This window comes from Vibrio sp. MMH1-50 (assembly GCF_022347645.1).
Taxonomy (GTDB): Bacteria; Pseudomonadota; Gammaproteobacteria; order Enterobacterales; family Vibrionaceae; genus Vibrio; species Vibrio harveyi.
Map to the genome: position 1 here is coordinate 26,582 of NZ_JAKRGG010000013.1, position 24,522 is coordinate 51,103.

General features: G+C 42.5%; 20 protein-coding genes. 17 read left to right on the forward strand and 3 right to left on the reverse strand.

The genetic code is table 11. The annotated features are described in order from the left end of the window. The first annotated feature begins 4 nt into the window (after window positions 1–4). A complete protein-coding gene (gene tssF, locus MHO32_RS12085) occupies window positions 5–1,753 on the forward strand; it encodes a type VI secretion system baseplate subunit TssF (protein ID WP_005449470.1) in 1,749 nt (582 codons plus the stop codon). Beyond that, window positions 1,750–2,748 carry a type VI secretion system baseplate subunit TssG gene (tssG, locus tag MHO32_RS12090; protein ID WP_009696473.1) on the forward strand — a complete coding sequence of 333 codons (999 nt, stop codon included), beginning with the start codon at window positions 1,750–1,752 and terminating at the stop codon, window positions 2,746–2,748. The genes tssF and tssG overlap by 4 nt, the downstream gene beginning before the upstream one ends. Window positions 2,749–2,845: 97 nt before the next feature. Here tssG and MHO32_RS12095 read toward each other — a convergent pair whose 3' ends face one another. From MHO32_RS12095 to MHO32_RS12105, 3 genes are read right to left on the reverse strand one after another with little or no spacing between them, the layout of a single operon-like run. Then, window positions 2,846–3,298: an Lrp/AsnC family transcriptional regulator gene (locus tag MHO32_RS12095; protein ID WP_005449466.1), complete on the reverse strand. Its 453-nt coding sequence runs from the start codon at window positions 3,296–3,298 to the stop codon at window positions 2,846–2,848. A gap of 32 nt (window positions 3,299–3,330) precedes the next feature. Next, window positions 3,331–6,720: a type VI secretion system membrane subunit TssM gene (tssM, locus tag MHO32_RS12100; protein ID WP_069688178.1), complete on the reverse strand. Its 3,390-nt coding sequence runs from the start codon at window positions 6,718–6,720 to the stop codon at window positions 3,331–3,333. 27 nt (window positions 6,721–6,747) lie between these two features. After that, a complete protein-coding gene (locus MHO32_RS12105; RefSeq protein ID WP_239212197.1) occupies window positions 6,748–8,052 on the reverse strand; it encodes a type VI secretion system ImpA family N-terminal domain-containing protein in 1,305 nt (434 codons plus the stop codon). 623 nt (window positions 8,053–8,675) lie between these two features. Between MHO32_RS12105 and MHO32_RS12110 the strand changes: the two genes are divergently transcribed. The 15 genes from MHO32_RS12110 (at window position 8,676) to MHO32_RS12180 (ending at window position 24,474) form a co-directional block, all read left to right on the forward strand. Beyond that, window positions 8,676–9,275 carry a hypothetical protein gene (locus MHO32_RS12110; RefSeq protein ID WP_005449462.1) on the forward strand — a complete coding sequence of 200 codons (600 nt, stop codon included), beginning with the start codon at window positions 8,676–8,678 and terminating at the stop codon, window positions 9,273–9,275. A 9-nt stretch (window positions 9,276–9,284) separates the two neighbouring features. Further along, window positions 9,285–10,799 carry a type VI secretion system-associated FHA domain protein gene (locus tag MHO32_RS12115; protein WP_239212214.1) on the forward strand — a complete coding sequence of 505 codons (1,515 nt, stop codon included), beginning with the start codon at window positions 9,285–9,287 and terminating at the stop codon, window positions 10,797–10,799. Then, on the forward strand, window positions 10,792–11,292 hold the full coding sequence (gene tssJ, locus MHO32_RS12120) for a type VI secretion system lipoprotein TssJ (RefSeq protein ID WP_005449460.1): 501 nt from the start codon (window positions 10,792–10,794) through the stop codon (window positions 11,290–11,292). Before MHO32_RS12115 ends, tssJ begins: the two co-directional genes overlap by 8 nt. An 11-nt stretch (window positions 11,293–11,303) precedes the next feature. Beyond that, window positions 11,304–12,629 carry a type VI secretion system baseplate subunit TssK gene (gene tssK / locus MHO32_RS12125; protein WP_239212222.1) on the forward strand — a complete coding sequence of 442 codons (1,326 nt, stop codon included), beginning with the start codon at window positions 11,304–11,306 and terminating at the stop codon, window positions 12,627–12,629. After that, window positions 12,626–13,417, forward strand: a complete 792-nt coding sequence (gene icmH, locus MHO32_RS12130) for a type IVB secretion system protein IcmH/DotU (protein ID WP_005449458.1) — start codon at window positions 12,626–12,628, stop codon at window positions 13,415–13,417. Before tssK ends, icmH begins: the two co-directional genes overlap by 4 nt. A 149-nt stretch (window positions 13,418–13,566) precedes the next feature. Further along, a complete protein-coding gene (locus MHO32_RS12135; RefSeq protein WP_239212225.1) occupies window positions 13,567–15,084 on the forward strand; it encodes a PAAR-like domain-containing protein in 1,518 nt (505 codons plus the stop codon). Window positions 15,085–15,086: 2 nt separating this feature from the next. Then, complete coding sequence (locus MHO32_RS12140) at window positions 15,087–15,833, forward strand: AHH domain-containing protein (protein ID WP_100224515.1); 747 nt, start codon at window positions 15,087–15,089, stop codon at window positions 15,831–15,833. Window positions 15,834–15,840: 7 nt separating this feature from the next. Next, on the forward strand, window positions 15,841–16,407 hold the full coding sequence (locus tag MHO32_RS12145; RefSeq protein WP_005449454.1) for an imm11 family protein: 567 nt from the start codon (window positions 15,841–15,843) through the stop codon (window positions 16,405–16,407). Window positions 16,408–16,428: 21 nt separating this feature from the next. Continuing rightward, window positions 16,429–16,917, forward strand: a complete 489-nt coding sequence (locus tag MHO32_RS12150; protein ID WP_188014264.1) for a hypothetical protein — start codon at window positions 16,429–16,431, stop codon at window positions 16,915–16,917. A 155-nt stretch (window positions 16,918–17,072) separates the two neighbouring features. Further along, window positions 17,073–17,648 carry an imm11 family protein gene (locus MHO32_RS12155; protein ID WP_239212228.1) on the forward strand — a complete coding sequence of 192 codons (576 nt, stop codon included), beginning with the start codon at window positions 17,073–17,075 and terminating at the stop codon, window positions 17,646–17,648. 248 nt (window positions 17,649–17,896) lie between these two features. Next, window positions 17,897–18,358, forward strand: a complete 462-nt coding sequence (locus tag MHO32_RS12160) for a hypothetical protein (RefSeq protein WP_239212231.1) — start codon at window positions 17,897–17,899, stop codon at window positions 18,356–18,358. Between the two features lie 14 nt (window positions 18,359–18,372). Continuing rightward, the gene (locus MHO32_RS12165; protein WP_005437957.1) at window positions 18,373–18,945 is read left to right on the forward strand and encodes a hypothetical protein; all 573 of its coding nucleotides are present in this window, start codon (window positions 18,373–18,375) and stop codon (window positions 18,943–18,945) included. Between the two features lie 9 nt (window positions 18,946–18,954). Next, complete coding sequence (locus MHO32_RS12170; RefSeq protein WP_239212233.1) at window positions 18,955–19,446, forward strand: hypothetical protein; 492 nt, start codon at window positions 18,955–18,957, stop codon at window positions 19,444–19,446. Between the two features lie 199 nt (window positions 19,447–19,645). Beyond that, window positions 19,646–22,960: a DUF5107 domain-containing protein gene (locus MHO32_RS12175; RefSeq protein ID WP_239212236.1), complete on the forward strand. Its 3,315-nt coding sequence runs from the start codon at window positions 19,646–19,648 to the stop codon at window positions 22,958–22,960. Window positions 22,961–23,046: 86 nt separating this feature from the next. Then, complete coding sequence (locus tag MHO32_RS12180; protein WP_152164201.1) at window positions 23,047–24,474, forward strand: sugar porter family MFS transporter; 1,428 nt, start codon at window positions 23,047–23,049, stop codon at window positions 24,472–24,474. Window positions 24,475–24,522 lie beyond the last annotated feature (48 nt).

Consider the following 24,522-nt stretch of genomic DNA (forward strand, 5'->3'; position numbering starts at 1 on the left):
CCACTTGAGTAACAGTAAATACTTTCAAGATGAACTCACGTATTTGCGTGAGTCGGGGAGTGAGTTTGCCAAATATCACCCGAAGTTAACTCACTTTCTCTCTGAAGGAACCTTCGATCCAGATGTCGAGCGACTGCTTGAAGGTTTTGCTTTTCTGACCGGGCGTATTCGAGAAAAGATAGACGATGAGCTACCAGAGTTAACACAATCGTTAATGACGTTGCTTTGGCCCCACTACATGCGCTCGATTCCGTCTTTGTGTATCAGTGAACTCAAACCACATACGGGCAGTGTTACTGAGAAAACCCTAGTAAAACGTGGCGCAGAGATGGCAAGCGAACAGGTGGAAGGTACTCAGTGCCTTTTCCGCACTTGTTACGATGTAAATCTATACCCAATCACGATTGCCAACATTGAACAAACCAACAGTCGCACCAGCTCGGCGATTGATGTCACGGTGTCAACCGAGCATGGACTTGAATTGTCCCGCATCGGTTTGGATACGTTGCGCCTACACCTGCATGGTGAGATTCATATCACTCGCACAGTGTTTTTATGGTTATTCCGTTATTTGGATTACGTTGAACTGGATGTCGGTGGCGGCTACAAACATCGTCTTGGTCCAGAATACGTTAAGCCAGTAGGGCATGAAGAAGATGAGGCGCTGCTGCCTTATAGCAAAAACTCATTTGCGGGTTATCGTTTGCTGCAAGAGTTCTTTTCTTTGCCAGATAAGTTTATGTTCTTCGATATTAAAGGACTCGAGTGGCTAAAAGGCATCCCACAGCGCAGTACGGTGAAAATCAAATTCCACTTTAAGCGCGCATTGCCATCAGAAGTCGTGCTTAAAGATAAACATTTAAGGCTGCATTGCACACCCGCCGTAAACTTGTTCCAAAAGGATGGGGATCCAATTCGTTTAGAGCACCGCCGGAATGAATACAAAGTTCGCCCGCAGAGCAGCACCCAAGAACACTATGAAGTGTATTCGATTGAGCAAGTAGAGAGCTGGAGTAAAGATGAACGCCGTCGCAAACCGCTTATCGAATTCGAGTCTTTTGAGCACCAAATCAACCAACGTGATAAACGAGAGTTCTACAAATCGAAGGTAGGCGAGCGAGTAAGCGGAAGGGGGTTAGAGCGCTATATCTCGTTCCATACTCACAATGGTGACATTGCGGATTTAGGTACCGAAACAGTATTGATGAAACTGCAATGCAGTAACGCGGACCTAGCCGAACGTCTGTCGGTAGGTGACATCACTTATGCAACCCATAAATCACCAACGTATGCGACGTTTAGAAACATCACAAAACCGACCCAATCGGTCAGCCCTCAGGTAAACGGCGAGCTTCAATGGCAGCTGATCGCTAATATGTCGCTTAACTATTTGTCTTTAGCGAATATCGATGTGTTGAAAGTTCTGCTCTCTACTTACGACTTTCATTCTCGTGTAGACAGGCAAGCACATCGCGCGTCGATTCATCGACTTGATGGCATTATTTCTTCAGAGATGAAACCAATCGACCGTGTGTTCAGAGGCGTTTCAGTACGTGGTAATCAATTTAAGTTGGTTACTAACTCTCAATTCTTCGTAAACGAAGGCGATATGTTTCTCATGGCAACGGTACTGAACGAGTTCATTCGTCTGTATTCGAGTGTGAACTCTTTTACCGAGCTGGAAGTGTTTGATGAAGCAACCGGGGAAGTTTACAACTGGGCAAGCCTCATTGGGCAGCAGACGATTCTATGATTAATACACTTTCTGATAAGTCGAATGAGTTTAGCTTCTACCAAGCGGTGTTGCTGCTTGAGAAGCATTACCAGCTTGAACCAAATTCTAACTTTATCGCAGTCGGTGAGAACAAATACTTTCATCAAGAACGTATCGAGTTCAGTGTGTCGTCAAACCTTTGCTTTCCAAAGAGCGATATGGAATTTATCACTCATATGGAAAGAAACGGGCAGCAGTATTCACGCGTAGAAACGAACTTTCTTGGATTGCATGGTTCTAGCTCACCACTGCCAGCTTCTTATACTGAGAAACTTGCAGGGCGAGACCCAGATGACAATCCGGTAAAAGACTTTTTTGATTTCTTCCATAATCGCTATACCAGTTTGCTGTATCGCGTATGGAAGAAATACCGTTACCATGTACAGTATCAAAGTGGTGCGAACGACGCTTTTTCCGGGCGTATACTGCATTTGGCTGGTCTATCCGGCGTAATGCAAGATTGCGACGTCGCTGAGTTAGATCGAGCGAAAATTCTCTCTTACGTGAACCAACTGTCCACACGCACACGCTCTCCTAAGTTGATTTCAGGTATAGTTTCACACTACTTTTCGTTACCTAGTGTCCGTATCGAAGAGTGGGTATATAGGCGTGTTGAAATTGCTGAGAGTCAGCGAAACAAACTAAACCGTTCCAATTGTGTGTTGGGTCAAAGCTTACATTTAGGGCAAAGCATTGCAGACTTAAACGGTAAGTTTAATTTGTGCATCGACAACATTGATTTTGAAACTTTTAAGCAGTTTTCTTACGATGGTGAGTTACATAAAACCTTAGTAGGTTTGATGCGTTTTATTTTGCGTGACCCGATGTCTTGGGATCTTAAGTTAACGGTTAACCTCGATACTATCCCTGAAAACCAACTGGGGAATGGGGAAGGGAACCAGTTAGGGCAAACATTTTGGCTTGGTAATCCGGGTGACAAAGACGCCAAGATTCGCCTGATTGGCAGCATCTAATGCTTAGCTTATGATGGGGAAAACGCCAGTTACAATAAAGCCGCGAGTTGTTCGCGGCTTTTTCGTCTGTATAGAATATTTGGCGGGAACCAAAAACTTATCGGCTGATTGGTTGATGAAGAACAACCGTCGTGTCGAGCTTCTGAATACCGCTAAAAGATTCAATCTCATTACATAGATGGTGAATAGACTGAAGGTCTGGTGCTTCTATAAGCGCGATAATATCGAAGCTACCACCTACAACGCTTGTCAGTCGTACCTCTGGAATTTCTTTAAGGGCATTTGTTACGTCGTTTTTTTTGCCCTTTTCGCAAGAAATCAGCAGGTAGCTGGCAGCTTTGCGACCTTCATTTTCAACGCGGATTTGTGCAGTGTAGCCTTTTATAATCCCCGTTTTTTCCAATCTATTAATTCTTTCTGCAACAGCAGTACGAGATAAACCGATATTTCGAGATAGATTCGCAATCGACTCTCGCCCGTTAGATAACAGACTGGAAAGTATTTTACGATCTAACTTGTCTAAGCCTTGTAAAGTCATGTTTGAAATCATGTGTTCTGCCTATTCTGGTTTTTATATTGTTATTAAATCGACTCTGGGAGTGTAAAGTTATACAGCTCAGCTAGAGTGAATGGGTTTTTCTGTGTCAAAGGGGTGATACGAAGGCTCAAATCCCTTCCTGACACTTTTATGTCACTGACGAAGCTACCGTTATGAGTGTTTGTCAGGGTCGAATCACCTAGCAATCTGTATATCGCCCACTGACCACTCTTATTTAGAACGTGTTGTTTGCCTTCGTCTGTCACATCTTGGATCGTGATTCTTATATTGAAGTCACCGTTCTGCGGCGGCCACTCCATTTCACGAATTCGGCTCGGACCATGGTAGTAGTTGATATCAGTGTCTGAAATTTTCAGACTGGCTCTGATAGCACTGGAATCAAGGTCTAGTACTTTCGCACTGAACGGGATGTAAACTCGGTTTGTACTCTTATTGATTAACGTATCGCGGATAACGTTGTAGTTGCGCAATTGCACCAATAGGGCAGGAGAAAGAGGCATGGTTTCGCCATCTACCTGTTTTGGTGTCCACAAGTTAGTATCGTAGAACGGTGCGAAGTTCTTCTGAATAAACGTGTCTAATAAACCACCTGATGCGAACAACAGCTCGAAGTCTTCAATTGAGATCTCCTCTGTCGCGTTCAGATCAAATGGGTATTTACCAAGCCCTAGCTCTTTAAACTTGGTGTAAATCTCGCTGTACCATTGGGTTTGAATGCCTTTTGCTGATTCTTTGATCATCACTGACCAGCTTTGCTGAACGACATCAAGTAACCAACTGCGCACTGGCTCTGGCGATTTCTGAGCAATCTGCTTAAGTTTAATCAATGGATCGGCTTCAGTGCTGTTCATTCGGTGCTGGGCTGCAGCAAGTGCAGCCATTTGCGGGTCTGGCGCATCAGCAATGTCTTTCATATAAGTACGAACACGGCTTAATGCTGCAATCGTTTCATCCCACGGAGTAGGGGAGTTAGGTGTTTCACTGACTTGAAGTTGGTTCAACAGGTGGAAGGCTTGTTCGACACGCTTCATTAACAAGTAGTCAGGCTTCACTGCTTCTTCTACCGCTTCTGATGCCGAGTCTGCTGCTTCTGCCAGTTTCGGGTTTACTTTGGCAATCAATGCATTCTTCTCGCCGACAGGGGAGAACTGAGTGTTGGCGTAGACTTGCTTTAACACTGTGGTCATCGGCGAAGATGGACCTGAAATTAAGTCGATAGCATTGGTTAGATCACCGACATTGTTGTAATGGTGGACTTTCAGTTCACTCAGCGCATTACGCCAGTAGTTGATGTAGTCATCGGTGTACTTCTTACGGACCTGAGTTTTGAACGCTTCTTGTTCTTGTTTCGTAGGGATCACATGGTTAGATAAACCAAGAACCCAGTTGTCACTGATCACTTGTTGTGACATCAAATCCACACGAGGGCGATAGAAGGTACTAAAGCCTGTTGAAGTGTAAACCTTATCGATGACCAAGCGGTTATCGTCGAGTGGTTCGTTGAAAACGTTATTGAATTCGAAGCCAACCGCGCGTTGAAGATCGAGCGTACCAAGGTCGATGGCATCTGCTTGGTTCAATATACCAGCATAAACAAGATCTACGTTAGAGTGAGCAAGCAATGAGCGTCGAGTAGCGCGAACAATGTCCATGTTGATGTCGACAGGGGCAAACTGGGTACGGAAATAAGCATCCAAGTAACGCATTGCCTGATTCACAACATCTGGTTTGTCACTCAAATCGTTCAGTGTTTGTAGCGTCTGACGACGTAGGAATTGAATATCGCGCTTGGATGGATCATTCAGCATTAAGTAGCCTTTGAGTAAAGGCAGTGTCGCAGTAATGTCGTGCTGATTATGAGTCAGTTCCAGACGGTAGCCTTTCTCAACAACTGGCATGAGCTGTTGTGAGACTTCTTTGAGCAGTGCTTCGTAGGCCAGTCTTGTCGTTTGGTCCAAGCGGCTGATGTTCAAAGGGAGTACTTCTTCATCAAGCGCACGAGAACCTTCTAACCATGCGCTGTATGAAGGTTGAATTGCACGAGTCGCACTCACTAATAGCTGATTAAAGCTTGCTTCTTGTTCTACCTGCCCTTTGTCGTCAATGCCGAGCAGTTGGTTAATCACACGCAAGTTGCTATCTAGTGTTGTGACAAAGAAATAGCCGCCGCCAGCTAATAGAATAACTGATGCCAGCATAGCTAAATGGCTTTGGCGCTGAATCAAGCGCAGATACGTTTTGTTTTCTCCCGCAAAGTCGCTCTCCGGTAAGATCTGAGAATCAATCAAGAAACGAGAGAAGTAAGGGGTTTCTGTAAGTTGTGTGTGCTCAGAAGCAATGATCGGCAAATTGAAGTAATTGCTGCAGCTTTTCGCCAACAAGTTGTACTTACGACCGCCTTGCAAGCTAGAACAGAAGAAGATCTCACGAATATCGAGAGAGTAAACACCACTGTTTGCATCACAAAGGCGTTCAAGTACATAACTAATTTCTGCTTGGCAAAGTTCAAACTGTTTTGGGAAAGCAAGAATGGCTTGTTTTTCGTCGATATCCGCTGAGTTTGCGGATGCGTCTAACGCATTCGTTTCCAGCACTTTCACTAAGTTACGGAATCCGTCACGATAGTACTCAGTGATTACGCCTTTCGCTTCTTTTAAAGGAATGGAAAGAAACTCTACTCGAGTCTTAAGAGAACTGAAATGAACGTATTCTTTGAAACCATCTAGCTTATCAAGCTTAGACATCATCATGTAAACAGGCAGTGCTGAAGACGTTTTCTCGCTGATAGAGCTTAGTCTCTGCAACAGGGCAGTAATCGTGTAGTCTTTTTGTTCTGATTCTGAAACGATCATGAATTCAAAGTCTGTAAAGAATAGACATCCAGAAAATGGTTTTCTTGGGCGATGACGAATAACTTCATCAACGAATGTATTCCACAGTGATGCGTCGCTACTGGATACCTCTTGAAATACGAGGCGTTGGTCTGGTTTGACATAAACGGCACTGTCAGACTCATACCATTCAAAGAAGTCATTTTTTGCCGTACGAGAACGGTCCATCGGTTTAATCGCACTGGAATTAAACAAAAATTGGCGTCGTCCAGAACCTTTATTACCAATCATTAGATAAATTGGCTTTTTTCCAGCGTTAGAAAGAAGAGGGCGAATCACCATTGAAAGCGCCTCTTCTTCGGTTTCTAAACGTTGTGCTTTTGAGTTGTTCTTTTTCTTAAGCCACAGTGAAAACTGGAATATAAGATAAAAGGTAGCAATGACTCCTAGACCAATCCATAGATAAAGCTTATCTGCATCTTCGAGTAAGAATAAATATACTGCTGCAAATATTACAGCCAAGATTAAAGCCACTATGGTAGAAACCACGATCGGGTTTCTTAGTATTTTTTGTTTGAACATAAGCCTATAACTTCTTTACTTGTATTGTTATTTATTGTCGTTTGACGCAGTTTTTAACTGATTAATCTTATATAGGTAGGTGTTCAGTAAAAGGAGGGAGCGCTCAATTTCCTTTTGCTGCGCATTTTTTTCTGCAAACTCTATTCGACCCAGAAGGGGAAATAGCGAATTGCTATACTCATACGCCTTCTTAGAGTCTTTATCTGAATTCTGATTAGCGACATTAGCGAATACCGTCCTAGCATAGGTAAAGCGTTTGTATATGACATCGAATTCATTTTCGAAACGAGAACGTTGATCTAAAAAATTCTCACGAAGTTGTTGAGCCGAAGATGAGTCAGGGTAGATTTCCGTCAATTCATGAGTGAGCTCATCAATCGTATTTACTCTGCTTACTTTTACAGGATCGAGCGTCCAATCCGTCATCAACGTATCTAATCGTTCTATCGTTGCTGAACGTAAAGAGAGGGAGTGATCTTTGTTTTCAACGCTAAATGAGCCGACGATGTTCGTCAGCTCTGTCAAAGAGGCATGCTCAATCTCAACTTTTAGTGTCTGAAACTGATGTTGCTTATAAATAAAGTGAGAAGCCAAAGCCGCACCCAGTAGTCCAACCACGGAGAGCAGCACAACGCGGCTTGATTTGGATGTTTCAGGCTCTTGAGCTGGTGGTATATGTTTCGCATTGGTCTTCGGTGGTGGTGCGATATCAACTTTAATTCCAGCGACCGGTTTAGGCGGCTCTGGCTTAGTTTGCTTCGCTTCTAATGCCATGACTTCTTTGGCTTTCGCTTCCTTAATCTCTTCAATCCATTGATTCAAGATACGACGAATACGACCAAAAGATGGAGCCTTAATGCCATAGTGAAGACGCAACTCTTCCTCGATGCGTAAACATAATTGATGTGCCGCTTCGATGAGAGGAAGTTCTTCTGGTAAAACTCGTTGTTTTTTGATTCGTTTCTCGGTGTATTCAACCATCCATTCGATGGCACTGATACGAGCATTAGCCTTTGCGTGTTCAGGGTAGGCGGTGTACCAATACACGACACACAAATCAAGCAACGAGTTCAAACCCTCAACTAAGCCTTTTAAGCCATCGTTGTGGGTGGCGGCTACCGTAAAGTAACAGCTACATCGAAAGTCTTTACCTTGAGTGCTAAGAATCTTCTTTGACAGAGTCTGAACAGTCTTCCATGAGACTCTTCCGGTTACTTTATTTAAGTTATTTATTTGACGCTTTATTTCGTCAAAATCATCTAAGCCATTAGGATTTGATCCACTAGGGTTACTTTCATCGATCGGTCTTCGAGTGAAGTCGCTGAAAAACATATTTTTTTAATTCCAACTGATTATATGGAAGGCAGAAGTTGACCATTTAATTATAAATGCACTGCTATCATCTTTTTTTTGAGGGATTTTATAGGCAAAAGAAAGAATTTGAATCTTAAATAATATCTAAATCAATATAAATTAACTTAGTGTGATGTTCCTTCACAAAAAAAGTCGGTTATGTTGATTTGTTTGGTATTAGCTTTAGTGATGTATATTCCAATTGTTGAGACAAAAAATGAAATTAATGGATTTCCTAATATTAAGCGTAGTTATGAGAAAAGTTATTTTTTTGAATTAAGATCAAATTATTAAAATTAAGACAATGTCGGTCTCGAAAGTGTCTCAATATCGAAAACTAATCATTTGTTTAACATTTCTGAATCTAGATGATAGTGGGTTTTCTAATTAAGAGCGCGCTAATTTAGTTGTTTTGATTGTGACCACAATATCTGTACAAATAACCTTTGCCGATTTTATGAATATATCAGTAGTTATATTGCTTTTATTTATAGGTAATTTGCCTTATTTAATGGGGCTATTTTTAACCATATTGAAAAAGAAAAGAGACTTGATATCTTTCGTCCCTGAATATTATTACTAGGTTTTCCAAGAGGGATGAAATGCTAAAACCAAGTCAAGTTGGGCTAATCTCAGCCATGTGTTTGTTCTCTACTTTTGCTGTCGCGAAAGGTGAGCGGTATGGTGGCTCGGTCAGTATGCTTACGATTGAGAGCATTGACTATGACGAAGGTTCTAGCGGAGACGTAGATACGTTGCGGTATGGTCTTGTGCACACACGTCCGATCGACGAAAACAACAACCGCTGGCGCTGGTGGCTTGGTCTTAATTACCTTACAGAGGATGTTGACGCTCCTTCAAATGGGATTTACCAAGAGGTCACAAACTATGAGCTTCGTGTCGTTCCTCAATACGCACTGAGCTCTTGGAGTATCTTTACTCCATACGTTGGCGCCGGGCTTTCTCTTGGTTACTCGCAGTATTCGAATCGCTGGAAAGTAGACTCGGATGGCTTTCGTTACGAAAGTATTGATGACATCGACCAATTCGAACTTGGTGCAGTTGTTACTCTCGGCACTGCAATCAAACTGGGCAGTAACCCAGATGCACATATTCAGATTATTCCTCAAGCTTCCTACATTCTTCCGGTAGTCAATGACGGAGTTGGTGGGGTAGAGCTTTCTGTCTCTTTACTATTTTAAGGTTTAGCAATGCAAACACATCAGCTAGTCCTATTCATTTCAAAATGTCCAGAGGAATACACGGGTGCCAAGCATATTGAAATGCCAGAAGGTGGCGGTTCAGTAGGTAGAGCGCCAAGCTGTACTCTCGCTTTGACAGATCACAACCGTTTTATTTCTGGTACACACTGCTTGGTCAGCGTATACGGAGACACTTTTTACATCAGTGATGTGTCTACAAATGGCACTATGGTCAACGGTAACAAGATCCTCAAGAACCAGCCGGTTTCGATTGTGGACGGTGATGTGATTTCTCTTGGTCAATACGAGATTGGTGTGGCATTGGAGCATGTTTCGGCTGCTCAAGACATTGCTGCGGATATTGCTCCAGAGCGTGTTTCCAATGACCCTCTTGTTAATCTTGGCGAGGCTGTGGTCGAGGAAGAGGAAAAAGTCGGTGCATTGGAAGATTTGTTCATGGAAACAAAACAAGACGATGTGGACAGTGATGACCCGATCGCTCACCTGAAGTTTTCGATGCAACGCGACGACGACCATCTTATTCGGGACGTCGAAAAGCCAGATGCTTCTCATTCCAAACCAATCGGAAATACACGACAAGTTGTTGATGATAGCTTTAGCATTCACTCAGAATTTGATATCCCTAATTTGATTCCAGAAGATTGGATGGCAGGTACAGAGACGAGCCAGGCATCAGTTGGACCAGAAATAGTGTCCGCTCAAAATCGCACAGTTATCCCAGAGGATTTTGCCAACTCCGAACCTCTTGCATCTCAAGCAGAGAGGGGGCGACCTGAAATCCATCAGTCTGGTTCGCAACCATTCGAGCAACGCGCTAATCCCTCAATTCAGCCGTCTCCACAAAGATCAGAGCCTGCCGGTCACAAGTGGGAAGAGGTAACACAAGCCTTTATTCCTTCGACACAATCGTCTCAACAAGAAGTGAAAACTACAGAAACGAAAGTGGGCTTTGTTGGCAATGAATCGTTGAACCCAGAGAAAGAAGGCGCTTCCTCTGACATTAGTAAAGCCTTCTACGAAGGTTTAGGGATCAGTAATCCAGATTTGATCAGCGACGAAGCCTTGCTGTTTAAGCAAATGGGAACGTGTCTTCGTCTGTGTATCGACAATTTGCAAAAAGACCTTCATGAGGTGGAATCACTTAAAGGTGAACAGGGATTAAGTGAAGCGGATTCGAATCTTGCGGAACTGATGTTGACGCTAAACAGCCAGAACCTTCTATCTCCTAACGAATTGGTAGAGCAAATGTTGGATGAGCTCAACGACCATCAAATTATTTTTAATAAGGCACTCAATGAGTTGCTGATCGAGCAGTCAGAGACGAATGACCCTGTCACGTTTGCAAGCGATGTGGCAAGTAAATCTATGTTCACCACTAAATCAAAGTTGTGGGGTGAATATGTGGAGTTTTACGCCAATAACCGTCGCCAGATGAATGAGATGTCATTGAAAGGTCTGATCAAGAAAAACTACACCAAAGCGATTAAGGGAAGTCATGCGTAGTATTGCGATGTTGCTCGGATGTGCTTTGCTATCCGGTTGTTCCATGTGGGACCAATTTAAAGAGTCAACGGGAATTACACCCGAAACGTCCTCAGTCGAATTAGTGATTGAGGCATCTTCTGTGCTTAATGTTCGTGAAGGTGGTCAATCCTCCCCAGTTATTTTGCGTGTTCATGAACTGACATCACCAGTGCTATTTCGCAGCTTAGATTTCTTCGCACTGTTTGAAAACGACAAAGCGTCGTTAGGCGATGAATACATCAAACGTTACGAATACCAAATGCAACCGGGTGACAAAATCCATGAATTTTTGGAGCTTGACCCTGCCACTCGCGCTGTCGGATTTTCGGTAGCGTTTCGCGATATTGATGGCTCTTCTTGGCGCAAAGTTGAAGTGATTGAAGAGAAGAGTGAGTACTACATCAAACTTAAGTTAGAAGGCAGTGAGTTAATTTCTGACAACACTCGCGGCATTGAACAAGTTTACTTTTAAGGAATAAAAGCATGTCTTTATACAATCCAGTTGTTTGGCAAGATGGAATGTTCATGAAGCCGCAGCACTTTCAGCAACTCGATCGTTCACAAAGTAAACTATCGAGTATGCTGAGCGCCAATGCATCGCCTCTACATTGGGGAATTAAGCGTTTAGATATTAACTCGCAACTGCTGGCGTTGGGTAAAATTGGTATTACTCGCGCTGAAGGCATTCTTCAAGACCGAACCCCTTTTGATCTGCCACTGCTCGCTGAACTGCCAGAAGTAAAAGACGTTGATCCTTCGATTGCCGATAAAGTGGTTTACCTTTGCTGTCCGTTACCTTCTGAACGTTCAGAGCTATTCGGCACCAAGAAAGACGGCGCACGTTACACGATGGAATCGCAAGAAGCGGTTGACGCTTGCTATGATTCGGAAGACATGGCAAACATCGTAGTCGGTAAGCTTAACTTTTGCTTGATGTACGACCACGAAGACAAGAGTGCGTACACATCGATCCCAATTCTAAAGATTTCAGAAGTGAAGCCAGACGGCAGTGTTATCCTAGATGAGAGCTTTATTCCGACTTGTATTGATATCCATGCTTCGACCGTACTGAACAAGTTCGCAACCGAGTTTGCTTCTATGCTGAAACACCGTGCAGAGTCTATCGTTCAACGACTAGGTGTTGTCGACCAACAAGGCGTATCTTCAGTTTCTGATTTCATGCTGCTCCAAGCTTTAAACCGATACGAGCCATTATTCTGGCATTTTGCGAGTGCAGAAGGCGTTCATCCTGAATCGTTTTACCGCATTCTTCTTCAAGCAGAAGGAGAGCTTTCAACTTTGTGTTCGGCATCTCGTCGACCAGTTGAGTTTACCAAGTACAATCACGGCGATTTGACCAACTGTCTATCGCGAACCCTTGATAGTGCGAAGATGACATTAAGTGTGATGTCTGAGCAGCGTGCAATGCCACTCACGTTGAGAGACCAAAACTACGGCATTAGAACGGCAGCGATTCCAGACAGCAAGATTATTGATGCAACAACCTTTATTCTTGCGGTCAAAGCCGATGTTACTTTGGATGTGCTTCATACCCAGTTTGTTAGTCAAACGAAGATCGGTTCTATCGATAACATTCGTGACTTGATTAACCTTCAACTGCCAGGTATCGAGATAAAACCAATGCCAGTTGTACCTCGTGCATTGCCTTACCACGCTGGCTACACCTATTTCGAACTGGATAAGACAGGTGAAGAGTGGGCGGCACTGAAAAACACTGCTGCGATAGCGGTTCACGTAGCCGGCGACTTTGCTAACTTGTCGTTGCAACTATGGGCTGTTCGTCTATGAGTTATGCAGAAACCGACGTCACCGTAGTCTTATTCCAACCAGAGCCTGGCAAACCGATGGAGGTGATGCCAGCGCCTGACTTATCTCGTAACATCGCGGTACAAGACTTAAACATCGAAAACATGGGCATCAATCCTTTGGTCGATCAGTTCTCATGGTTGATCGCCAGTTTGTCTTGTATGTCCTCAATTCCTTGGCTTGATGACCCAATGCCGTTTCGTGAACAAGTGGCTCGCGAGATAAGAAAAGGTGAACGTAAGCTCAATGAAATGGAATTGGATCGCGCATCCATTTTGGTCATCCGATACTGTTTGTGTGCTGCGATTGATGAATCGGTTTGCCGACAAGAGTGGGGCGCTAATAGCCATTGGAGCCAGAACAGTTTGTTGTCAGAGTTCCACAACGAAACCTCCGGCGGTGATAAGTTCTTCGTTATTCTCGAGCGCTTAAAAGCAGACCCACGCAAATATCGTCACGTTATCGAGTTTCTGTATTTGCTGCTTCAACTTGGCTTTCAGGGCAAATACGGCCGTGAAGAACGCGGTAACGAAAAGCTCGCAGAAATTGGCAATACCATTTATCGCTTAGTACGTGATGAGCGTTTGGCAGAGCAAGAGAAAGTCTCTCTCGTTAACCTTAAGGCTAAATACCTCAAGAAACCGTTAAAAAGGGTGATTTCACCCAAACTGATTTTAGGCATCAGTGCGATTACCTTCGCAATCATGTATGCCGCGACCTACATCGTTATAGATTTAAAGTTCCAGCAATTGCTTGAAGTGTATCGATAAACAGAAGATCTCGAAATGAGATCTTCTGCCAGTTTTAAGCTTTATCGTGAGTTTCACTAGCGGTTTAGTGAAATTCACTAGTCATTTAGAGAGATTGCAATATGCGATCTCTTTTATTATTCAATCAACAAAATTCAAATGGATTGGTTATGGGCGTAACAGTTGGTGCAAATGGACTTTCGATAGTTCATAAAGGCTCAGGTGGTGAAGCGAATGCAACGCTCCCAGATGTTTGTTTAACGAAGGTCGGCAAGCCGATCGTTCCTATCCCTTATGGCAACAATGCCAAATCAGCAGATCTTGCTGGTGGCACTACGACTATCTCGATGGATGGCGGCAACAGTGTCGCAATTAAAGGCAGTACGTTTTCAAAAAGTACCGGTGATGCGGGCGGCGATAAAAAAGGCGTCGCATCCGGCACCATAGAAGCCGAAGCAAAATTCATTTCAGCCTCACCAACGGTTAAGTTTGAAGGCAAGGGCGTATGTCGTCTGTCTGACCAAATGACCATGAACAAAGCCAACACTATGTGTTTGGGTGGCGCACAAAACCCATCGGTTTCTGTTACGGAAGATCAGGAAGGGACGTATACGGTTGATTTGTACCTCTCTTACTCAGACGGTGAACCCGTTCAAGGCGCAACTTACACTCTCACAGATCAATCTGGCGCCGTATTTGAAGGAACACTAGACAACAACGGTAAGGCTTCGGTCGGTGGCGTTGCTCCGGGTGAGTTTGCCATAGAGTACGGCGAGGACAGCCGAGACTTTATGCCGAATGTCCCAACGAAGACCAATCCAAACTTTAATGCAAGTGCGAACGCTCAACTGATCATTGAAGAAACAAAGAAAGGTGAAGTTGGCTTCTGGGAAAATGCTTGGACGCGAATGTCTGGTGCCGCCAGTTGGATTTGGGGCGTGATTCTTGGTGATTTCAACGATGATGCTTCCGTTGAGCAGATCATCGCCAATACGGCGCTGACAATGATTCCTGTTGTAGACCAAGCCGCTGACGTGCGCGATTTATCTGCGAACATTATGACTTTGTTGACTGAAGAAGAGCGCGATAAGCCTGAAAACTGGTTAGCGCTTTCACTTACCCTTGTCGGCTGTGTTCCTACATTTGGTAGTGCAGTAAAAGGTACGTGTAAAGTTGCGCTAAAAGGCGGTAAAGGAACATCAAAAGATACTTTGTTAGCTGTTTTAAGAGGCATGGGTAAAGGCGATCCAGAAAAATTCTTGCGTACGTTAGATTGGATGGATTACGCCAAGCAAACCAGCCAGATTGTTAGCGATGTTCTAAAACCTTGTATTGAAGTGGCAACTGAGTTGGCTTCATACGCAAACAGAATGGGCGCAGATGAGCTTGGTGCGTATTTCTTGAAGCTAGCGGATGAGGTAAAAATCATCGATAAGATGGTACCGGATAAGCTTAAAGAAGCGATGGGCGAGTTTGATGATCTTTTTGCTCGCATCTTAGGTAAGGGCGAGAAAACGTATCCAGCAAAAGTAAAACATAATACCGGTGAGTCTGCTCAGTCAGGAAAGAACTCTGCGAAGGCAAATGAGGAGAAAGGGACTAAAACAGTTCGTTGTAGAGTGTGTAAGCGGGCAATTGCCGATAAACGACATAAGAAAAAATGTGTCCTTCCAGGAAGGAAAAAATGAGTATGAGCAATAACGGTTTTTCTCGACATGTTTCTGGTGAAGCATTATTAAAGGCCAATCATATATTAGCTGAAAAATGTGATTGTCCTCTTACTGGACATCATCTGATTAGCTTTAATTTGTTCGAAAAGCTATCAACTCAGCGAACAGAACAGATGCGAAACAAAGAATACAGTTGGAACAGTTTAGACAATATAGTAATACTTCCCAGCAGTGACAAAGGTACTGCTAAAAAGGTTGCGTGCAAGTATCGTTTGCCTTGGCATTCTAGTGGTCATACGGGTAGAAATACAGTAAGTAAACTGAATCTTAAGAGTGATGAACAAGTGTACTCTAATTCAAAGCCTACCTCGATGTTAAATGGGGGGAATCCAATGAAGAGGGCTAGTATGCTGAACAGAGACAAAAATAAGATTAAAGCATATCCTTCTAAAGCCTATCATAAGTTTGTAAAGCAAGAATTGCTAGAGACGTTGGAAAAGCTACACTGTGAAATGCCACCTCCTGTATATCGAAAAGAACTGAATGATCTTTCGGAAAGAATTTGTGACATGATAAGTGAATTTACGATATTGCTTCACAATACAGGAGATGACTTTTCTCCAAAAGGAAATGGTTGTAGAAGCTCAGATTGTCAGCAAAGAACACACAAAAATACGACTTGGCCGGAGATAGAAGAAATATGGAGTGGACTTTTTTATAAGAAAGCCCTTAAGTTCAATTATCTAAAGGTTGCTAGTAAATTATAGGTTTAAGATGGAAATAGCATACATAAATGAGGACTTTAACGAGGGTGAATCATTATTTACTGCCGTTGATAGTCGGTCGTCTTTCTATGATGATAATGATTTCACTCCCACTTCTTGTATAAGTGAGATTGTGTGGAAAGATGATGATATCTATGAAATTGAAGCATTAGATTTAATCAGAGGTGGTGCTTTTAATGTCACTAAGCCTATTGCTGAACTAATTATGAGTTTCGACCCATACGGTGTTGAAGTTTATCCCGCAAAATTAACCTGTTCCGGAGACGGAGTGTTAACTGAGCGCTACATAATAGCAGTAGATAACTTAGTAGATGTCGTTGATTATGATAAAAGCATAAAAGTGACTGACGTAACTACCCGTTTTTACTTATCTGATGAAAAGATTAAGGAACTTCCGGATAGCAAGAGGCACGTTTTTAAACCTGTCGGAATGACAAAAACGTTCTTCTCAATCGAGTTGTTTGAAGCGCTTGTCCGTTTAGATGAGGAGGGTAAAATAAGTACTAGTATCGTTGCCTTTTCATTTGATACATCCGAAGAGACGCCCCGAGTCTAGTGTAAGTAGGTAAATAGAATAATGACTAACTACATAGTTTTATCTAAACAATCTTTGACTGACTTCCCATTCCAACAAAGCCCTAAGCCAATAGTGCCGGTAGAGCCTGATCTGCTTTTGGAAATGACCTTTTCTCCAAAGCTATTTATCATCAGCGATATTGCGTCAAAAGTGGAGAAACTGGTCGTACACGGAGTAGAGTGGTTAGATGCTCGTGTCGATTGTTCTCCAAGCCAACCAACAGATGATCAAATTAAAGTTTATGAAGATTATCGTATGCCTTACATCCATCAAACTTATAAATTGACGGACAAAGAAAAACAATACGGCAAGTTAAACTGGCTAGACATTGAATCAACAGAGTTTGATTTTTCTAAACTAGACAATGTTCCTTTAGAAGAACGATTAATATTTAAGCTAGAAGAAGACTTTGGTTTAGTGTTTATTCACCAGAGTGTGATTGACCTTCTTAAAAAAGACGTTAAAGACGTTTGGGTAAGAGATGTATAGAAAGCGCCGAAAGGCGCTTTTTCATTTGTTACAAGATGGAGTCTAAAGGTAGGAAAATAAACCATTTTAATAGCTAAGATAATGCTCCCAGTACTATAGAAGTAAAAGCATTTTTCTATAGTAGTCGTCGCTGGAAAAAATAAAGTAGGGTATATATGTATTTTTCATTGATCTCCGAACACTACTTCTCTTCAAGTGTTAACTTTGCTTCTGTAGATAACAGAGAGTTGTTGTACAGTACAAACCATTATCATCCAACTTCATCGATAAACCCTGTTGTGTGGGCGGATAGTGAAGGAGGAAGTATAAAAAACGTTGGACCGATAGTTGATTGTGGTGATTTATCGGTAAGTCGTCTATTTGCTGAAATCTTAATGAGTTTCGACCCTTTTGGTATTGAATATTATCCTTCTCAGCTGAAGTTGGAGGATGGAGAAGTACAGAATCGATACATTTTAGCTATCAATAATATTATAGATGTACTAGATGAAGAGCGTTCAGATATCGAAATCTCTCCAAGAAGCGGTGAACTGATAGTCCACGAATTATTTATTTCTGAAGAAAAGTTAAAGCAAATTCCGTTATCTAATAGAGTAGCATTTCGAGTAAAAGGTGCTGAAACGGCGATGTTTTTTTGTGAAGAATTGTTTGATGTGATTGACTTTATGGCAGAATTTGACTCTTTGAGAAAAGCTAAGATTAGCACTGATGACCTTGCTCCAAAGTTTTGAGGCTTAAGATGAAAGAACAATATCATGTACTAACAAAGCAGGACATTACTAGTTTCCCGTTCCAACAAAGCGCTAAGTCAATAGGGCCAGTTGAGCCTGATTTACTGCTTGCCAAGTAGAAACACATGTTCATCGCTCCAATCACAAACGAGGTCTTGATTACGACTTCGTTTTAGATAAGTACAGCTAAGCCCAAAGAAATCCCGGATGAAGAGTGCGAGAAACTATATAGTTAATTTCGCACCTACTTGAAAGGAGCAAACAAATCAGCGAGATTAAAAAGAGAGCCGAGAAAAAATATTACTGAAGAGTCCGTTATAGAAGATGTTCAATCACTTAATGGTGCACTCGGATACCATAAAGTTGTTGCTAAAAAATTGGCTTTAAGGCTCAAATCAATCAATTGTGACACGTTACCTAAAAGCTATATTGATACAATAGATGATGTTTCTATTGAAATCCTCGGTGATATAGCAAGTTTTGACCTTTTGTTAATAAGTAAAGGGAAACTAATGGAAGAGGGTGATAAAGGGTGTGTGCGTTGTATTAAAAAAGGTGTCCGGCATACGCATTACACAAAGCGCTTTAGATCACTCTTTAAGCTCAAAAAGCGAGTTCCTGAACAAGAAACGGTAGATGCATTTAGCTATATACCTGGAAAATATCGCCTGATGAGTGTAAGAGAGCAAAGCCAGATAATTACCAAATAATAAAGAGGTATAAGATGGAATTTTCGGTAATCTCTGAGGACTTTATGAGAAGTTCATCGGCATTCCAAAGTGTGGATGACCGAGAGTTTCTATATAGTACAAATAATTTTCACCCAACGAGTTCGGAGAATCCAATAAGATGGGAGGACAAAAACATAACTTCCTCCATGGTTCACCCGATATCGGATAATGGCGACATATGTGTTTCGAAAGAACTTGCAGAACTTGTAATGAGTTTTGACCCTTATGGCGTTGAGTTTTATCCGGCATCCTTATTGACTAAAGACGGAGAAATCACTGAGCGATACATATTAGCTTTAAACAACATTCAAGATGTTGTCGACTTTGAACGAAGCGTTATAGAAGTATCACCAAACAGTGGGAACCTAATCGTCCACCGATTGTTTTTAAGTCCAGAAAAAATATTAAATATCCCTTTCCATAAACGGGTGGTGTATAGGGCTGAAGGAGCGGATACTGCAGTATTTTTTGCACCAGAAATCTATGATTTGATTAGTAATGATTCAAGATTTTCTCTAGTTAGGAAAATGAAGAAGAATACATCTACGCGTGCACCTAAGTTTTAGGGAAAAATAATGAAAGAAGACTATATTATTTTAACAAAGCAAAGCTTAACTAAGTTTCCATTCCAACAAAGCCCCAAGCCAATAGTGCCAGTAGAGCCAGATTTGCTTTTGGAAATGACCTTTTCTCCAAAGCTATTTATCATCAGTGATATTGCATCAGAAGTAGAGAAACTGGTTGTACACGGAGTAGAGTGGTTAGACGCTCGCGTGGATTGTTCTCCAAGCCAACCATCTGATGATGAAATTAAAGTTTATGAAGATTATCGTATGCCTTACATCCATCAAACTTATAAATTGACGGATAAAGAAAAACAATACGGTAAGTTGAACTGGTTAGATATCGAGTCAACAGAGTTTGACTTCTCTAAATTAGATAATATTCCCTTAGAGGAACGATTAATATTTAAACTAGAAGAAGATTTTGGCTTAGTTTTTATTCACCAAAGTGTGATTGACCTTCTGAAAAAAGACGTCAAAGACGTTTGGGTAAGAGATGTATAGAAAGCGCCGAAAGGCGCTTTTTTAATACCTATGAATAAAAATACTATATACGTTGCTCTATAAAGCCAGTGTCTTAGTGTCACATTTATTACTAAACTTCGTTTAGTTAACCACGTGATTGCTTCATACATTCTTTTTGCTGTTCGCTTTTTATACTGCCTGTAAATCAATCACAACGACTTACAGGTAGTTTTAGATTATGAGTACGAATGCAAAAGCATGGGTAGAAGAGATTGTTTTACCGACTTACCCGACGGGCAAAGTTGACTCGAATCCGTTATTTTTGGAAAACCGTGTTTATCAAGGCTCTTCTGGCTCCGTATACCCTTACGGCGTGATCGACAGTATATCTGATCATCAAATAGAACAGACATATCAAGCGGTATATATCGAAAATGATTATATAAAAATCATGCTATTGCCTGAGCTTGGTGGGCGCATTCATCGTGCGTACGACAAGATGAAAAAGCGTGATTTTATTTACTACAACGAAGTCGTTAAGCCGGCTTTAGTTGGACTACTTGGTCCTTGGATTTCTGGAGGTATCGAGTTTAATTGGCCTCAACATCATCGTCCGACAACGTTCATGCCTACAGATTTTAAGATTGAAGAGCATGAAGATGGAGCCGTTACCGTTTGGATTGGTGAAGTTGAACATATGTACGGTTTGCAAGTAACCGCTGGCTTCAAACTTTATCCGAACAAGGCGCTTGTCGAGATAACAGGCAAGGTATATAACGGCAACGATACTCCTCGACAGTTTCTATGGTGGTCTAACCCAGCGGTAAAAGGTGGTGATGATCATCAAAGTATCTTCCCACCAGATGTCACTGCGGTATATGACCATGGCAAACGAGATGTTTCGGATTTCCCAATAGCGACTGGGGAATATTACAAAGTCGACTATTCGCCGGGTACGGACATCTCGCGCTACAAGAATTTGCCTGTTCCTACTTCTTATATGGCAGATAAGTCCGCTTATGACTTTGTTGGCGCTTACAGTCATGATGAGAAAGGAGGGTTGTTGCATGTGGCTAATCACCATGTCTCTCCTGGCAAAAAGCAATGGACATGGGGAAACTGTGATTTTGGATTAGCCTGGGATCGCCAGTTGACCGACAGCAATGGACCTTACATCGAATTGATGACTGGGGTTTACACTGATAACCAACCGGATTTTACTTGGATTGATAGTCATGAAGAGAAAAAATTCACTCAACATTTCCTTCCATATAGCAATTTAGACAACGTTCATAATGCGAACACGGAAGTCGCGATTAAGTTGGATCGAAGCGGGCGTTTCGTTGAATGGGCAGTTTACGCTATTTCTGAGATTGCCAACTACGAGGTGGTTATTTCGGACAAAGCGAGTGTACTTGCTAAACACCAACTGACAATGACTCCAGGTGATGTGGTTGAAGAAAGCATAGAGCTTGCTGAGAGCACGCGCTTAACCATCACAATCTTGAATGAGGAGGGGAGAGTATGCCTGTCCTATCTAGAGCATATTGACGCTAAAGATGAACCAACGCCCGATCCTGCCTCCGCACCAGAAAAACCTGAAGATGTATCGAGTGTAGAAGAACTGTATTTCATTGGACAGCATTTACAGCAATATCACCATGCAACGAGTGATCCTGCGGACTACTACCAAGAAGCCCTCAAACGCGACCCAAATCATTATGCAACCAACGTCGCGATGGCTTCGCTTGCTTATGATCGCGCGGATTATCAAGGCACACTTAAATATTCTGATGCCGCTTTGGAGCGTGCTCACAAGCTCAACAAAAACCCTTTATGCGGCAGAGCAAGCTACCTTCGTGGCTGTGCAAATGAAAAACTGGGGCGTCTTGATTCTGCCTTTAGCGATGTATTTAAAGCAACGTGGAGTAGTAATTGTCGTGATACTGGCTTTTTCGCCGCTGCTCGCATTGCCACAAAGCAAGACCGTTTAAATGAGGCATTAGAATACGCGGAAAGAGCACTGGAACTGAATGGTACTCACTACCAAGCTGCAACATTGAAGGTGTTTTTGCTTAGTGCATTGAACCGACACGCAGAGGCTCTTCGTTTTATTGATGAACAAAGTGAGATGCAGCCTCTTGGTTATGGTATTTCATTCGAAAGGTATCAGTTAACTCGCTCTGATATTGACTTATCGGCGTTTAAGCAACTCATGAATCAAAGAGAAGCTAACACGATTCATCTTGTTAACTTTTATCTTTCGATTGATGCAAAAGAACGCGCTAAAGCGGTCTTAGCTCTGAACGAGAGCACAGGTTCAATGAGTTTGATTTATAAAGCGTATTTAGTCGATGAACCCGAACAGGCGGAAGCCTTATTAGATGTCGCTGCCGATCGATTTAACGACAATGTTTTATTTCCGAATACCTTAGCCGAAGTTGAAGTTTTAAGTGCTTTTTCAGGGCATTACTTTACCCAATATCTACTGGGTTGCTTCTTCTATGCGAAACGAAGTTATTCAAGAGCGGTATATCATTGGGAAACAGTACTAAGGCTCAACTCACACTATGCGCCCGTACTTCGAAATCTATCTGTTTATGCCTATAACAAGCGTCGAGAGCTGGATAAAGCGATTTCTTTGATGGGGTTAGCATTCGAATTGTCTCCGAGTGATGCCCGAGTTCTCTATGAACTGGATTACTTGAAAAAAGCGGCGGGTGATACGCCATTAGAACGACTTGCTTTCTTGAAGGCAAATCTAGAAGTGGTCAATCAGCGAGATGACTTAACTGCAGAGCTGCTTAATTTGTGTAACATCTGTGGTGAGCTCGAACTTGCACAGACATGCTTATCTACAAGGCAGTTCCACCCTTGGGAGGGGGGAGAAGGTAAGGTGACAGGGCAGTTCATCGTCAATAAGCTGAGATACGCATTGCAGTTTATGCAACAACGAAGCTTCAATAACGCGCTTGAGTTATTGAATGACGCTCTGACTTATTCAACAAATTTGGGTGAAGGTCGCCTCGTTGGTCAAACTGACAATGATATCCACTATTTCTTAGGGCGTTGCTACCAGGAGTTAGGCGAAAGAGAGTGTGCCAATCAGCACTTTGCTCTTGCAACTCAAGGTAAACAAGAGATTAACCAAAGCCGTTACTATAACGATCAACCTGCTGATTACTTGTTCTATCAAGCGGCTGCAATGCACCAATTGGGAGATACCGCACAAGCAGTATCACTGTTTGAGGATATGGTGTCTTGGGCGGACTCAGAATGGAATGCGCCCGTAGAGGTCGACTTTTTTGCTGTATCACTCCCAGCGTTAATTGTCTTTGATAGCAATTTAACAACAGAACATCAGCAACACTGTTTATTTGTAAAAGCAATGGGTCAATTTGGCTTAGCTTTGATAGATGAACGTCATGGATTTGAAGATTTTGAACTTACATTGCAGGCACTGTTAGGACAAGCGCCTGCTCATACAAAAGCGAATCTATTAAAAGAAATCGCACAACATCGCTATGCGTTTGGCTGTAACAGTCAAAATTAATGGATAGGTCACTCCGGGTGACCTATCACCTGGGGTGACTCTAAAACAATAACTTTAATAGATATGTACCTCTACAAGGATTTACTATGCGTAAAACAAGCGATCAACTCAATATGAGAAACATATGGCTCATCAGTCTGGTGGCCGCCTGTGGTGGATTATTATTTGGTTATGATTGGGTCGTAATCGGTGGTGCCAAACCATTCTATGAGTCTTATTTCAACATTACGAATGCGTCATTGTCTGGATGGGCAATGAGCTCAGCGTTAATCGGCTGTATGGTTGGGGCATTTATTGCCGGCACCGTGTCTGACAAATATGGGCGTAAACGTCCGTTAATTTTAGCGGCACTGTTATTTGTTATTTCTGCATGGGGAACGGCCGCTGCCGATAGTTTTAATGCGTTTGTGGTGTTCCGAATTATAGGTGGCGTTGGTATTGGCTTAGCGTCAGCATTGTCACCGATGTACATTGCTGAAATTGCACCTGCTGATAAACGAGGAAAGTTTGTCGCGATAAACCAACTGACCATCGTTATTGGTGTACTTGCTGCTCAAATCATTAACTTATTGATTGCGGAGCCTGTTGCTTCCAATGCAGCGCAAGCGGATATTTTGCAATCATGGAATGGTCAAATGGGTTGGCGTTACATGTTTGGCGCCGAACTTGTGCCTGCATTTGCGTTTTTACTGCTCATGTTTGTTGTGCCTGAATCTCCACGTTGGTTAGTAAAAATGGGCATGGTAGACAAAGCGAAAGCTACATTACTGCGTATTGGTAGCGAAAGTTATGCGTCTCGCACTGTGCAAGAGATCGAAAGTACCTTGTCTGCAGAAACTCGTTCACTTCCGTTTAGTGCGTTGTTTAAGCCAGATGTGAAGCCAATTTTGGTGATCGGTGTTGTTCTTGCTGCTTTCCAGCAGTGGTGTGGTATCAACGTCATCTTTAACTATGCACAGGAAATCTTTGCCTCTGCAGGCTTTGATATCAACGATACCTTGAAGTCGATCGTTGCAACAGGATTGATCAATCTCGTGTTCACCATTTTGGCGATTCCTTTTGTTGATAAAATTGGTCGACGTAAGTTGATGATTATCGGGTCGGCTGGCTTGACGGTGATTTATGGTTTGATGTCAGCCGCATATGCCTATGGAATGCTTGGTTTGCCGGTATTGATGCTCGTCCTTATCGCGATTTCTATCTACGCTTTGACGTTGGCACCAGTGACTTGGGTTCTTCTTTCTGAAATGTTCCCGAATAAGGTTCGTGGCACCGCGATGTCGGTCAGCACGTTGGCACTTTGGGTCGCGTGTTTCGCACTCACTTATACGTTCCCACTGCTTAATGCGGGGTTAGGTGCTTCAGGTTCCTTCCTACTTTACGGTGTTATCTGTGCCTGTGGTTTTGTGTTCATTTACAAACGCGTTCCAGAAACGAAAGGGCGCTCTTTGGAAGAACTGGAAAAAATCCTTGTTACTCGTGAAGCTGCGGTAGGTAAAGAGGTGAACGCATAACTCACTCAGTGCTCTCTATTGAGTGAAAATAACAGAGTAAGCTTCAAG

Coding starts and splice junctions, on each gene's coding strand:
- MHO32_RS12150 (WP_188014264.1), top strand. CDS start 16,429: ATGACTAACTACATAGTTTTATCTAAACAATCTTTGACTGACTTCCCA.
- MHO32_RS12115 (WP_239212214.1), top strand. CDS start 9,285: ATGCAAACACATCAGCTAGTCCTATTCATTTCAAAATGTCCAGAGGAA.
- tssK (WP_239212222.1), top strand. CDS start 11,304: ATGTCTTTATACAATCCAGTTGTTTGGCAAGATGGAATGTTCATGAAG.
- MHO32_RS12155 (WP_239212228.1), top strand. CDS start 17,073: ATGTATTTTTCATTGATCTCCGAACACTACTTCTCTTCAAGTGTTAAC.
- MHO32_RS12175 (WP_239212236.1), top strand. CDS start 19,646: ATGAGTACGAATGCAAAAGCATGGGTAGAAGAGATTGTTTTACCGACT.
- MHO32_RS12140 (WP_100224515.1), top strand. CDS start 15,087: ATGAGCAATAACGGTTTTTCTCGACATGTTTCTGGTGAAGCATTATTA.
- MHO32_RS12105 (WP_239212197.1), bottom strand. CDS start 8,052: ATGTTTTTCAGCGACTTCACTCGAAGACCGATCGATGAAAGTAACCCT.
- MHO32_RS12110 (WP_005449462.1), top strand. CDS start 8,676: ATGCTAAAACCAAGTCAAGTTGGGCTAATCTCAGCCATGTGTTTGTTC.
- tssJ (WP_005449460.1), top strand. CDS start 10,792: ATGCGTAGTATTGCGATGTTGCTCGGATGTGCTTTGCTATCCGGTTGT.
- MHO32_RS12170 (WP_239212233.1), top strand. CDS start 18,955: ATGAAAGAAGACTATATTATTTTAACAAAGCAAAGCTTAACTAAGTTT.
- MHO32_RS12180 (WP_152164201.1), top strand. CDS start 23,047: ATGCGTAAAACAAGCGATCAACTCAATATGAGAAACATATGGCTCATC.
- tssG (WP_009696473.1), top strand. CDS start 1,750: ATGATTAATACACTTTCTGATAAGTCGAATGAGTTTAGCTTCTACCAA.
- MHO32_RS12165 (WP_005437957.1), top strand. CDS start 18,373: ATGGAATTTTCGGTAATCTCTGAGGACTTTATGAGAAGTTCATCGGCA.
- icmH (WP_005449458.1), top strand. CDS start 12,626: ATGAGTTATGCAGAAACCGACGTCACCGTAGTCTTATTCCAACCAGAG.
- MHO32_RS12095 (WP_005449466.1), bottom strand. CDS start 3,298: ATGATTTCAAACATGACTTTACAAGGCTTAGACAAGTTAGATCGTAAA.
- MHO32_RS12135 (WP_239212225.1), top strand. CDS start 13,567: ATGGGCGTAACAGTTGGTGCAAATGGACTTTCGATAGTTCATAAAGGC.
- MHO32_RS12145 (WP_005449454.1), top strand. CDS start 15,841: ATGGAAATAGCATACATAAATGAGGACTTTAACGAGGGTGAATCATTA.
- tssM (WP_069688178.1), bottom strand. CDS start 6,720: ATGTTCAAACAAAAAATACTAAGAAACCCGATCGTGGTTTCTACCATA.